General features: G+C 68.0%; 9 protein-coding genes and 1 pseudogene. 8 read left to right on the plus strand and 2 right to left on the minus strand.

Annotation, left to right across the window (positions count from 1 at the left end; translation table 11 throughout):
- Nucleotides 1-21: 21 nt before the first annotated feature.
- From RXV79_RS02285 to RXV79_RS02310, 6 genes are read left to right on the plus strand one after another with little or no spacing between them, the layout of a single operon-like run.
- Nucleotides 22-555, plus strand: a complete 534-nt coding sequence (locus RXV79_RS02285) for a chemotaxis protein CheW (RefSeq protein WP_316703959.1) — start codon at nucleotides 22-24, stop codon at nucleotides 553-555.
- A gap of 58 nt (nucleotides 556-613) precedes the next feature.
- A complete protein-coding gene (locus RXV79_RS02290; RefSeq protein WP_316701786.1) occupies nucleotides 614-2,554 on the plus strand; it encodes a HAMP domain-containing methyl-accepting chemotaxis protein in 1,941 nt (646 codons plus the stop codon).
- A gap of 57 nt (nucleotides 2,555-2,611) precedes the next feature.
- Nucleotides 2,612-4,633 carry a methyl-accepting chemotaxis protein gene (locus RXV79_RS02295; protein ID WP_316701787.1) on the plus strand — a complete coding sequence of 674 codons (2,022 nt, stop codon included), beginning with the start codon at nucleotides 2,612-2,614 and terminating at the stop codon, nucleotides 4,631-4,633.
- A 30-nt stretch (nucleotides 4,634-4,663) separates the two neighbouring features.
- On the plus strand, nucleotides 4,664-5,461 hold the full coding sequence (locus RXV79_RS02300; RefSeq protein WP_316701789.1) for a CheR family methyltransferase: 798 nt from the start codon (nucleotides 4,664-4,666) through the stop codon (nucleotides 5,459-5,461).
- Between the two features lie 17 nt (nucleotides 5,462-5,478).
- A complete protein-coding gene (locus tag RXV79_RS02305) occupies nucleotides 5,479-6,006 on the plus strand; it encodes a chemotaxis protein CheD (RefSeq protein WP_316701791.1) in 528 nt (175 codons plus the stop codon).
- Nucleotides 6,003-7,091, plus strand: coding sequence for a protein-glutamate methylesterase/protein-glutamine glutaminase (locus RXV79_RS02310; protein ID WP_316701792.1), 1,089 nt, complete (start codon nucleotides 6,003-6,005; stop codon nucleotides 7,089-7,091). The genes RXV79_RS02305 and RXV79_RS02310 overlap by 4 nt, the downstream gene beginning before the upstream one ends.
- Nucleotides 7,092-7,139: 48 nt before the next feature.
- On the opposite strand, the gene pcaF is transcribed toward RXV79_RS02310, so the two are convergent.
- Nucleotides 7,140-8,342: a 3-oxoadipyl-CoA thiolase gene (gene pcaF, locus RXV79_RS02315; RefSeq protein ID WP_316701794.1), complete on the minus strand. Its 1,203-nt coding sequence runs from the start codon at nucleotides 8,340-8,342 to the stop codon at nucleotides 7,140-7,142.
- A gap of 534 nt (nucleotides 8,343-8,876) precedes the next feature.
- Here pcaF and RXV79_RS02320 point away from each other — a divergent pair.
- Nucleotides 8,877-9,911 (plus strand): annotated as a pseudogene (locus RXV79_RS02320) (putative bifunctional diguanylate cyclase/phosphodiesterase).
- Here RXV79_RS02320 and RXV79_RS02325 read toward each other — a convergent pair.
- Complete coding sequence (locus RXV79_RS02325) at nucleotides 9,878-10,999, minus strand: saccharopine dehydrogenase family protein (protein WP_316701796.1); 1,122 nt, start codon at nucleotides 10,997-10,999, stop codon at nucleotides 9,878-9,880. The pseudogene RXV79_RS02320 and the gene RXV79_RS02325 overlap by 34 nt on opposite strands.
- 120 nt (nucleotides 11,000-11,119) lie before the next feature.
- Between RXV79_RS02325 and RXV79_RS02330 the strand changes: the two genes are divergently transcribed.
- Nucleotides 11,120-11,560 (plus strand): Lrp/AsnC family transcriptional regulator, encoded by a 441-nt coding sequence (locus tag RXV79_RS02330; RefSeq protein WP_316701798.1) that lies wholly within the window; start codon nucleotides 11,120-11,122, stop codon nucleotides 11,558-11,560.
- The last annotated feature ends 179 nt before the right edge of the window (nucleotides 11,561-11,739 follow it).

An 11,739-nucleotide genomic window follows, 5' to 3' on the forward strand; every position in this document is an offset into this window, starting at 1 on the left:
GAGCGTCAGACCATGAATGCAATGGTGGAAGTCGAAGCCCAGGCGGTTGCCGCCGCGGCCGTGACCCGCAAGGCCGCCGAAGCCGGCCAGTACCTCACCTTCGTGCTCGGAGGCGAGGCGTATGCCATCGGCATCCTCGCGATCAAGGAAATCATCGAGTACCACGAGCTGACCGAAGTGCCGATGATGCCGGCCTGCGTGCGCGGGGTCATCAACCTGCGCGGCGCGGTGGTGCCGGTGGTCGACCTGCAGGCGCGCTTCGGGCGCAAGACGGGCGAGGTGACCAAGCGCACCTGCATCGTGATCGTGGAAGTGGCCTCGCAGGGCGAGCGCCAGGTGATCGGCGTCGTGGTCGACGCGGTCAGCGAGGTGCTGGACATCGAGGCTTCGGCCATCGAGCCGGCGCCGAGTTTCGGGGCGGGCATCCGCACCGATTTCATTCAAGGCATGGGCAAGGTGCGCGGCAAGTTCGTGATCCTGCTCGATGTCGATCGGGTGCTGTCGTTGAACGACCTCAGCGCCATGTCGGGCGCTCTCGGTGCCACGCAAGACTGAACCGGGCTTCGGTGGCAGGTCGCAACTCCAATCACACGTCTTTCAAGTGAGCGCATAAATGAACTGGTTCTCTCGCCTCAAGCTGGCGCACAAGCTCTCGATCACCTTCCTCGTCTGCTCGGTGCTGACCGCGGCCGTGGGGGTGTACGGCCTCACCCGCATGAGCCTCCTGGGCGACATGCTGAGCTACACCTACGAGAACAACGTGGTCTGCCTGCAGCAGATCGGCGAGGCACAGATCCGCCTGTCGTCCCACGCACGCTCGTATGTGCGCCTGCTGTCGATGAAGAAGGCGGAAGACATGAAGTCGACCGTCGATCGCGCCAAGGGCCACATGGACAAGTTCCACAAGTCCATCGAGGCCTACCGCGCCACCACGCTGAGCGCGAAGGAAGCGGCGATCCAGAAGGAGCTCGACGCGCAGTTGCCCGTCTACCTTGGCTACATGGAAAAGGTCTACCAGCTGGCGGCGGCCGGCAAGATCGAAGAAGGTGTGGAGCTTTCGAATGGCGCGGCCCGCAAGGCGACCGACGACATGGAAAAGATCATGGACCGCGCGGTCGAGGAGCTGAGCGCGCAGGCGAAGGCGTCCAACGATCAGGGCGCCGCGACCCTCGCGCAGGCCAAGCTCATCACCACCACCGTGGTGGTGGTCTCGGTGCTGCTGGCCATCGGCCTGGGCCTCTTCGTCACGCGCCTCATCACCCGCCAACTCGGCGGTGAGCCCGACTACGCGGCCCGGCTGCTCACGCAGGTCGCCCACGGCGACCTCTCGGTGCAGGTGGAGACGCGTGCCAGCGACGACAGCAGCATGCTCTTCGCCGTCAAGCAGATGGTGGGGCGCCTGCAGCAGGTGATCTCGGGCCAGCGCCAGGTGGTCGAAGCGGCCAACCGCGGCAACTTCGATGCGCGCGTCGACCTGAACGGCCTGGAAGGCTTCCAGAAGGAAATGGGCGAAGGCCTGAACCAGCTGGTGACGACCACCGGACAGAGCATCGACGACGTGGTGCGCGTGATGGGGGCGATGTCCGAAGGCGACCTCACGCAGACCATCGACAAGGACTACGACGGCGCCTTCGGCCAGATGAAGGAATACGTCAACAACACCGTGGGCAAGCTCTCGCAGGTGGTGCAGGAAGTCAACAGCAGCGCCGAGGCGCTGGCCGGGGCCTCCGAAGAGGTGAGCGCCACCGCGCAGTCGCTGTCGCAAGCGAGCAGCGAGCAGGCGGCGGGTGTGGAAGAGACGAGTGCGTCCATCGAGCAGATGACGGCCTCGATCTCGCAGAACACCGACAACGCCAAGGTCACCGACGGCATGGCCACCAAGGCCGCGGCCGAAGCGGCCGAAGGTGGCGAGGCGGTGAAGTCGACGGTGGTCGCGATGAAGCAGATCGCCCAGAAGATCGGGATCATCGACGACATCGCCTACCAGACGAACCTGCTGGCGCTGAACGCTGCGATCGAAGCGGCGCGTGCCGGCGAGCACGGCAAGGGCTTCGCGGTGGTGGCCGCCGAGGTGCGCAAGCTGGCCGAGCGCAGCCAGGTCGCCGCGCAGGAGATCGGCAACGTGGCCAGTTCCAGCGTCGAGCTGGCCGAGAAGGCGGGCCGCCTGCTCGACCAGATGGTGCCCAACATCAAGAAGACGAGCGACCTGGTGCAGGAGATCACTGCCGCGTCGGAAGAGCAGTCGTCCGGCGTGTCGCAGATCAACTCGGCCGTGAGCCAGCTGAGCCAGACCACGCAGCACAACGCCAGCAGCTCCGAAGAGCTGGCCGCCACCGCCGAAGAGATGAGCGGCCAGGCCGAGCAGTTGCAGCAGACGATGTCGTTCTTCAAGGTGTCGTCCGGTGCGGTGCGCGTTGCGGCCCGGCCGGTGGCTGCGCCAGTGGCCGCCCCCGCGCCGCGCCGCGCCAAGGCGCCCGTGCGCGGCCGTGAATCCAAGGCCGCCAGCGCACTCGCGATGGCGGAAGTCGACGAAGCACATTTCGCCAAGTTCTGAGGGTGCCTCAGCAGTCCATCAGCTAGCAGTACAGCAGTACGGTAGGGAGAGAAGACCATGTTGCAGATCAAGACCCAGGGCCGCGTCCGCGAGGAAGAAGCGGCCTACGCCGAGTTGATCGATGCACGCTTCAACCAGGTGCTGGCGGCCGCGGCCGACGGCGACCTGTCGAAGCGTCTCGATGCACATGCCCTGCCGGCGCCGCTGCGCTCGGGCGCGGAGTCGATCAACAAGCTGCTGCGCAGCGTGCAGGCCCTGCGCGAAGACCTGCTGCGCATGCATGCCGAGCACACGCGTGGCGACATCGACGTGGTGATCGACCCGCATCGCCATGCCGGCGAGCTGCGCGAGATGGCCGTGGGCGTGAACGACCTCGTCAATGCGCACATCGCGGTGAAGAAGCTCGCGATGGGCGTGGTGGCCGAGTTCGGCCGCGGCAACTTCGAGGCGCCGCTGGCACCGCTGCCAGGCAAGAAGGCGTTCATCAACGACACCATCGAGAAGGTGCGCGGCAACCTGAAGGGGCTGATCGCCGAGATGAACCACATGTCGGGCGAGCATGAGAAGGGCGACATCGACGTGGCGATCGACACCCAGCGCTTCGACGGCGACTTCCGTGTGATGGCGCGCGGCGTCAACGAGATGGTGGCAGCGCACATCGCGGTGAAGAAGCTCGCGATGGGTGTGATCGCGGAGTTCGGCCGCGGCAACTTCGAAGCGCCGCTGGCGCAACTGCCCGGCAAGAAGGCGTTCATCAACGACACCATCGAGAAGGTGCGCGGCAACCTGAAGGGGCTGATCGCCGAGATGAACCGCATGTCGAGCGAGCATGAGAAGGGTGACATCGACGTCGTGATCGACGTCAACCGCTTCGACGGCGACTTCCGCACCATGGCGATGGGCGTGAACGACATGGTCAATGCGCACATCGGGGTGAAGAAGCTCGCGATGGGCGTGGTGGCCGAGTTCGGCCGTGGCAACTTCGAAGCGCCGATGCCGCAGCTGCCCGGCAAGAAGGCCTTCATCAACCAGATCATCGAGCAGGCACGCGGCAACCTGCGCAGCGTGCGCGACGTGGTCGAGCTGATGGGCGCGATGGCCGAGGGCGACCTCACACGCCAGGTCGAGGGTGAGTACCAGGGCACCTTTGCCGACCTGCAGCGCTACGTGAACGCGATGGTCGACAAGCTCTCCGAGGTGGTGGGCGAGGTGAATGGCGGCGCCGAGGCGCTGGCCGGTGCCGCCGAGGAGGTGAGCGCCACCGCGCAGTCGCTGTCGCAAGCCAGCAGCGAGCAGGCCGCCGGGGTGGAGCAGACGAGCGCCTCCATCGAGCAGATGACGGCCTCGATCTCGCAGAACACCGACAACGCCAAGGTCACCGACGGCATGGCCACCAAGGCCTCCGCCGAAGCGGCCGAGGGCGGCGAGGCGGTGAAGGCGACCGTCAGCGCGATGAAGCAGATCGCCCAGAAGATCGGGATCATCGACGACATCGCCTACCAGACGAATCTGCTGGCGCTGAATGCCGCCATCGAAGCCGCCCGTGCCGGCGAGCACGGCAAGGGCTTCGCGGTGGTGGCGGCCGAGGTGCGCAAGCTGGCCGAGCGCAGCCAGGTGGCGGCGCAGGAGATCGGCGCGGTCGCCGGGTCCAGCGTCGAACTGGCCGAGAAGGCCGGTCGCCTGCTCGACCAGATGGTGCCCAACATCAAGAAGACGAGCGACCTGGTGCAGGAGATCACTGCTGCGTCGGAAGAGCAATCGTCGGGCGTGGCCCAGATCAACTCGGCCGTGATCCAGCTCAACCAGACCACGCAGCAGAACGCCAGCAGTTCCGAAGAGCTGGCCGCCACCGCCGAAGAGATGAGCGGCCAGGCGGAGCAACTGCAGCAGACGATGTCGTTCTTCCGCCTGAGCAGCGTCGAGGCCGCACCGGCCCGTCCGCCGGCGCGTGCGAAGGGTGGTGCTGCGCGCCCGGCGCCTGCTGCACGCAAGGGGGAACGCAAGAACGGCAGCGACCTTGCCAAGGCCAATGGCTTCAGCCTTGCGCCGCCCGACGAAACCCAGTTCACCCGCTATTGATTCCGAGCGGCACGATCGCCGCCCCGCGCCATGCACGTCATCACCGACACCGAGTTCGGCCACTTCCAGCGCTTCATCTACGACGCGGCAGGCATCAGCCTCTCGCCGGGCAAGAAAGCACTGGTGAGCGGCCGCCTGGCCAAGCGGCTGCAGGCCCGCCAGCTGCAGAGCTTCTCCGACTACTTCAAGCTGCTCAAAGGCGGCGATGCCGGTGAAGTGCAGATGGCGGTGGACCTGCTCACCACCAACGAGACCTACTTCTTCCGCGAGCCCAAGCACTTCGAGCTGCTGCGTGCGCTGGCGCAGCAGCATCGCGGGCGCGGCCAGCCGCTGCGCGTGTGGAGCGCAGCCTGCTCCAGTGGCGAAGAGCCGTACAGCATTGCGATGGTCTTGGCCGATGTGATCGGCGAGACGGGCTGGGAGCTCATCGGCTCCGACATCAGCACCCGCGTGCTGGAGCGCTCGCGCCTCGGCCACTATCCGCTGGAGCGCACGCGGCACATCCCGCCGAGCTACCTCAAGCGCTTCTGCCTGCGCGGCGTGGGCGAGCAAGACGGCACGCTGCTCGTCGAGCGCTCGCTGCGCCAGAAGGTGCAGTTCCGCCAGATCAACCTCAACGAGCCGCTGCCCCACACGCAGCCGTTCGACGTGATCTTCCTGCGCAACGTGATGATCTATTTCAACGCCGAGACCAAGCGTCAGGTGGTCGCGCGCATCGTGGCGCAGCTCAAGCCCGGCGGCTACTTCCTGATCGGCCACTCCGAGAGCTTGAACGACATCAGCAACGCGGTGGTGCCGGTGGCGCCGTCGATCTACCGCAAGCCGTGATGGCCTCCTGCCACGCCATGTCCGTCAGGCCCCACCCTGCTCAGCCGACCGTTGTCGAGCGTGTGCTCAGGCCGGGCGAGTTCGCCGTGGGCGACGCCGGCACGCGCATGCGCACGCTGCTCGGCTCCTGTGTCTCGATCGTGCTGTGGCATGCGCGTTTCCGGGTGGGCGCGATGTCGCACTTCCTGCTGGCGGCGCGGGGCCAGGCCGCACACGGCCCGCTCGACGCCCGTTATGGCGACGAAGCCCTCACGCTCATGATCGCCGGCCTCGCCCGTTACGGTGTGGCCCCGGCCGACTGCGAGGCCAAGATCTTCGGCGGCGGCAACATGTTCCCCGACCAGGTGCACCTCGGGCCGCTGCACGTGGGGCGGCGCAATGGCGAAGCGGCGCGCGAGATGCTGCGCGGCCGAGGCATCGCCGTCGCCAGTGAAAACCTCTTCGGCGTGGGCCACCGGCAGATCGTGTTCGAGGTGGCCACCGGCGACGTGTGGGTGCGGCAAAGCGGCGTGCCCCCCGGCTTCTCGCCCCTGGAGCCCCGATGACGAGGGCGGCCGACAACCCGATCCGGGTGATGGTGGTCGACGACTCGGCGGTCGTGCGCCAGGTCGTGACGGGCCTCTTGCAGGCCGCGCCCGACATCGAGGTGATGGCCGCCGTCTCCGACCCGGTGCTCGCCATCGAGCGCCTCAAGACGGCATGGCCCGACGTCATCGTGCTCGACGTGGAGATGCCGCGCATGGACGGCATCACCTTCCTGCGCATGATCATGTCGCAGCGGCCCACGCCGGTGGTGATCTGCTCCACGCTCACCGAGAAGGGTGCGAAGACCACGCTCGAAGCCATGTCGGCCGGCGCGGTGGCCATCGTCACCAAGCCCAAGCTCGGGCTGAAGCAGTTCCTGCAGGATGCGTCGGACGAACTCGTCTCGACCGTGCGCGCCGCGGCGCGCGCCAACGTGCGGCGCCTCGCGCCCGGCAGCGGCGCGGCGCCGGTCGTGGCATCGGCCAAGCACACGGCCGATGCCATCCTGCCGGCGGCCACGCGCGCGATGACCACGACCACCGAGCGGGTGGTCGCGCTCGGCACCTCGACCGGCGGCACGCAGGCGCTGGAAGAAGTGCTCACCGCGCTGCCGCGTGTCTCGCCCGGCATCGTGATCGTGCAGCACATGCCGGAGAAGTTCACCGCCGCGTTTGCGGCGCGGCTCGACACGCTGTGCCACATCACGGTGAAGGAAGCCGAACACAACGACCGTGTGGTGCCTGGCCGCGCGCTCATCGCGCCGGGCGGCCGCCACATGCTGCTCAAGCGCAGCGGCGCTCAGTACCACGTGGAGGTGGTCGACGGGCCACTCGTGAACCGGCACCGGCCTTCGGTCGACGTGCTCTTCCGCTCGGTCGCGAAAAGCGCGGGCGCGAATGCCCTCGGCGTCATCATGACCGGCATGGGCGACGACGGCGCGGCCGGCCTGCTCGAGATGCGCAACCAGGGCGCCCGCACGCTGGCGCAGGACGAAGAGAGCTGCGTGGTGTTCGGCATGCCCAAGGAAGCGATCAAGCGCGGCGGGGCCGAGCGCGTGGTGGCGCTGTCGGGCATTGCGAGCGAGATCCAGCGGCAGCTGCTCTGAAATGAAAAACGCCCGCGCGAGGCGGGCGTTTTCAGTCAGATCAAAGCGTCAGACGCGTTCCACGATCAGGGCGATGCCCTGACCCACGCCGATGCACATGGTGCACAGCGCGTAGCGGCCGCCCGTCTTGTGCAACTGGTTGACCGCGGTGCCCACGAGGCGGGCGCCGCTCGCGCCCAGCGGGTGGCCGAGCGCAATCGCGCCGCCGTTCGGGTTGACGCGCGGGTCGTCGTCCTTCAGGCCCAGGTCGCGCAGCACGGCGAGGCCCTGCGCGGCGAAGGCTTCGTTGAGCTCGATCACGTCCATCTGGTCGAGCTTCAGGCCGGTGAGCGCGAGCACCTTGCGGGTGGCCGGGGCCGGGCCGATGCCCATGATGCGCGGCGCGACGCCAGCGGTGGCCATGCCCACGATGCGGGCGCGCGGCGTGAGGCCGTACTTGCCGGCGGCGGCGTCGTTGGCGAGCAGCAGGGCCACCGCGCCGTCGTTCACGCCCGAGGCGTTGCCGGCGGTCACGCTGCCGTCGGGGCGCACCACGCCCTTGAGCTTGGCCAGCGCCTCGAGGCTGGTCTCGCGCGGATGCTCGTCCTGCTTCACCACGATCGCATCGCCCTTCTTCTGCGGGATGGTGACGGGCACGATCTCGGCGTCGAAGAAGCCGCTCTTCTGCGCGGCCACGGCCTTCTGCTGCGAGGCGAGCGCCATGCGGTCTTGCGCCTCGCGCTCGATCTTGAAATCGGTGGCCACGTTCTCGGCCGTCTCGGGCATCGAGTCGACGCCGTACTTCTCCTTCATCAGCTTGTTGACGAAGCGCCAGCCGATGGTGGTGTCGTACACCGCGTTGCTGCGCGAGAAGGCGCTCTCGGCCTTGGGCATCACGAAGGGCGCGCGGCTCATGCTTTCCACGCCACCGGCCAGCATCAGCTGCGCTTCGCCCGACTTGATGGCGCGCGCGGCGGTGCCCACTGCATCCATGCCCGAGCCGCAGAGGCGGTTGATGGTGGCGCCGGGCAACTCGATCGGCAGGCCCGCCAGCAGGGACGACATGCGCGCCACGTTGCGGTTGTCTTCGCCGGCCTGGTTGGCGCAGCCGTAGATCACGTCGGCCACCGCGGCCCAGTCGACCTTGGCATTGCGGTCCATTAACGCCTTGAGCGGGATGGCGCCGAGGTCGTCGGTGCGCACCGACGAAAGTGCGCCGCCGTAGCGGCCGAAGGCGGTTCGCGCGTAGTCGCAGATGAAGGCTTGGGTCATGCGGTGCTCCCGGTGGAAAAAGTGAAAACGTGTTGCCTCGGATTATCGTCAGCGGGCTCCGTGCGCACCGCCTGCACAGCGGAATTGGGCGCAGTTGAAACAGGGGTCAAGCTTCGGCCGCTTCGCGCCGAAATCAGCCAGTGGCGTGCTGCCCGTTCTGTGTTGTCCTCCGTGAGTTCGCCCGCCTCCCGTTCACCGTCCACCGCCAACGTCGCCATGCACCGGCGCCGCGTGAAGCGCATGCTGCTGCTGGGCTGCGGCGTGGCCCTGGCCACCTGCGTCGGCTGGGGGACTTTCTTCACCTTGCGTGGCGACTGGTTCGTGGTCGGTTTCGATGTCGTGACCGCCCTGCTGGCCACGGCGATCGGGGCGATCACCTGGCGCGGGTACACGCGCACCGCGTCGTACCTGCTGGTCGCGACGATGTACGTCGTGCTGTGCGTGAATGCCGCGCTGCTCGACATCCCGACGCCCGCCATCCCGCGCTCGGCGCATTCCTTTCTCATCGCGCTCGGTGTGGTGTCGTGCCTGCTGATGCGTGACGAGCCGCCGTGGCTGCGGCATGGCGTGCCACTGCTCTGCCTGGCGACCTATGTGGTGTTCGGGAGCACGCACGTGGGCTGGGTGTCGCCTCATGCGCTGCCTGACAGCGTGCGGGCGAGCGGCGTGTGGCTCAACCACGGCGTGGCGATGTTGACGGTGTTGCTGGTGTTGCACGTGATCCAGAACGACGCGGCCGAACGCAGCCGCCTGGAGGGCGAGCTGCGCGATGCGCTCGTGCGTGGCGAGTTGCTGCTGCACTACCAGCCGCAGGTCACGGCCGACGGCCGCATCGTCGGGGCCGAGGCCCTCGTGCGCTGGCAGCACCCGCAGCGCGGCATGGTGCCGCCGAGCGAGTTCGTGCCGGTGGCCGAGCGCACCGGGCTGATGCTGCCGATGGGCGACTGGGTGCTCAAGACCGCGTGCCACCAGCTGGCCCTGTGGCAGCGGCGGGCTGACACGGCAGGGCTCGTCGTGGCCGTCAACGTGAGCGCGCTGCAGTTCGCCCAGGCCGATTTCGTGGCGCGGGTGCTCGCCTGCGTGGCGCAGTCGGGGGCCGACCCCGCGGGCCTCAAGCTCGAGCTGACCGAGACCATGCTCGCGCACGACGTGGAAGACATCATCGCCAAGATGACCGCACTCAAGGCGCATGGCATCGGCTTCTCGCTCGATGACTTCGGCACCGGCTATTCGTCGCTGAGCTACCTGCGCCGCTTGCCGCTCGACCAGTTGAAGATCGACCAGTCGTTCGTTGCCAACATGCTGCAGTCGCCCTAGGAGGCGGCCATCGTGCAGGCGCTGATCTCGCTCGGCCGCAACCTCGGCATCGCGCTCATCGCCGAGGGGGTGGAGACGGCCGAGCAGCGGCGCGTGCTGCACGAGCAGGGCTGCAGCGTCTACCAGGGCTACCTCTTCAGCCGGCCGGTCGCCAGCGCCGCCTTCGAGGCGCTGCTGATGCCGGCGCCAGCGCCGATACCGGCACCCGAAGCACCGACTCAGGCCGCGCGGGCCATCGCCTCGGTGGCGTAGACGCGGCCGTGGCGGTTGGCGAGGAAGTCGTCGAGCCGCAGGTCTTCCTGCCGCACGAAGCCCTGCTGGGGCAGGCGGCCTTCGGCCAGCAGGTCGAGCATGGCGCACAGGCTGCTCGCGGTCGTCACCTGGATGGCGCTGCGCAGCCGGCCGCCCAGCACCTGGCTGTAGATCTTGCGGGCGTAGGTCTCCTGCTGAAGATGACCGTCCCGCAGGCCGCTCACCGTCACGAAGACGATCACGACGTCTTGCAGCGTGGCGGGCAGGGCGTTTTCGAGGATGTCTTTCAGCACCTCGCGCCGGTCTTTCAGGCGCAGGTCGTGCAGCAGCGCTTTCATGATGGCCGCGTGGCCGGGGTAGCGGATCGTGCGGTAGTTGAGCGTGCGCACGCGGCCGGCGAGCGATTCGCAGAGCGTGCCCAGCCCGCCCGAGGTGTTGAAGGCTTCGTAGAGCACGCCGTCGAGCGAGAACTCCTCGCGCTCTTCGAGCGCCGGCACGCTCGTGAGGCGGCCGTCGACGATGGCCTCGCAGGGCTCGCAGTATTCGTTGATGACGCCCTCGGTGCTCCAGGTCAGGTTGTAGTTCAGCGCGTTGCTCGGGTAGGCGGGCAAGGCGCCCACGCGCATGCGCACGCTGTCGAGGCGGTCGAAGCGGCTCGCGAGGTCGGCCGCCACGATCGAGATGAAGCCGGGGGCCAGGCCGCACTGCGGGATGAAGGCGCTCGTGGCCCCCTCGGCCAGCTCGCGGATGCGGCGGGTGCTGGCCACGTCTTCGGTGAGGTCGAGGTAGTGCACGCCCGCAGCCCGTGCGGCCTCGGCCACCTTCACCGTCAGGTGGTAGGGCGCGGCGCTGAGCACCGCATACCGGCCGTGCAGCGCCGCGCGCAGCGCCGCCGGGTCGTGCACGTCGAGCACCAGGGTGTCGATGTCGGCGTTCGGCGTCTCTCGCTTCAGCTCGGCCAGTGATTCGGCGGATCGGTCGGCCACCGTGACCCGGTAGCGCAGGGGGCCGGTGGCCTGGGCCGGCAGGGCGGCGACCACCGAGCCGATCTTGCCGCCGCCGATGACGAGGATGGAATGGGTGGGCATCGTGGGGCTCCGGTGAGGTGGGTGTACCTGGATTTTCGGCAGCCGCTGCGCAATCTGCAGCTGGTGTTTCGACGATCCAGAGCCCATAGTTCGGCAATCTGACGAGACTAATCTGCACATATGACCAACTCTGCCCTCGACGCCACCGACCGCGCCCTGCTCGCCCTGCTGCGCGAGAACGCCCGCACGCCTGTCGCCGAGCTGGCCAGGGCCCTGAAGCTCTCGCGCACCACGGTGCAAAGCCGCATCGAGCGCCTGGAGCGGCAGCGCGTGGTGGTCGGCTACACGGTCGTTGTGCCCGATGCGGCCGAGGCGGCGCTGGTGCGCGCTCACATTTTCATCACCGTGGCGCCTCGGCAGAGTGCGGCCATCGAGCAGGCGTTGCGGCGCATTGCCGAGGTGCGGGTGCTGCATTCGGTCAGCGGGCCCTTCGACTTGATCGCCGTGGTCGCGGCCCACTCGATCGGTGAGCTCGATGCGCTGATCGACCGCATCGGCGCACTCGACGGCGTGGAGCGCACCACCTCGGCCATCGTGCTGTCGACGCGGATCGAGCGTTAGGCCGTTTCGGGCGGGGCGGCATCCGGGCTCTCACGTAGCCCGCAAAAGCGCTTTGCGCAATAACGCACACAGTGTGCGTCTCGCACCGCAGCACTGTCAGAACTAGCAGGTGCGGCGCCGAAGCCGCTGAACATAATCGGTTCAAGTTCAGGGGGCTGGCGGCCGAAAAGTCGCACAAG

Source organism: Piscinibacter gummiphilus (assembly GCF_032681285.1).
Lineage (GTDB): Bacteria > Pseudomonadota > Gammaproteobacteria > Burkholderiales > Burkholderiaceae_C > Rhizobacter > Rhizobacter gummiphilus_A.

What these genes read in the sequence shown, in the direction of transcription:
- RXV79_RS02295 (WP_316701787.1), top strand. Translation starts at nt 2,612, where the DNA reads ATGTTGCAGATCAAGACCCAGGGCCGCGTCCGCGAGGAAGAAGCGGCC.
- RXV79_RS02325 (WP_316701796.1), bottom strand. Translation starts at nt 10,999, where the DNA reads ATGCCCACCCATTCCATCCTCGTCATCGGCGGCGGCAAGATCGGCTCG.
- RXV79_RS02330 (WP_316701798.1), top strand. Translation starts at nt 11,120, where the DNA reads ATGACCAACTCTGCCCTCGACGCCACCGACCGCGCCCTGCTCGCCCTG.
- RXV79_RS02310 (WP_316701792.1), top strand. Translation starts at nt 6,003, where the DNA reads ATGACGAGGGCGGCCGACAACCCGATCCGGGTGATGGTGGTCGACGAC.
- RXV79_RS02305 (WP_316701791.1), top strand. Translation starts at nt 5,479, where the DNA reads ATGTCCGTCAGGCCCCACCCTGCTCAGCCGACCGTTGTCGAGCGTGTG.
- RXV79_RS02300 (WP_316701789.1), top strand. Translation starts at nt 4,664, where the DNA reads ATGCACGTCATCACCGACACCGAGTTCGGCCACTTCCAGCGCTTCATC.
- pcaF (WP_316701794.1), bottom strand. Translation starts at nt 8,342, where the DNA reads ATGACCCAAGCCTTCATCTGCGACTACGCGCGAACCGCCTTCGGCCGC.
- RXV79_RS02290 (WP_316701786.1), top strand. Translation starts at nt 614, where the DNA reads ATGAACTGGTTCTCTCGCCTCAAGCTGGCGCACAAGCTCTCGATCACC.
- RXV79_RS02285 (WP_316703959.1), top strand. Translation starts at nt 22, where the DNA reads ATGGTGGAAGTCGAAGCCCAGGCGGTTGCCGCCGCGGCCGTGACCCGC.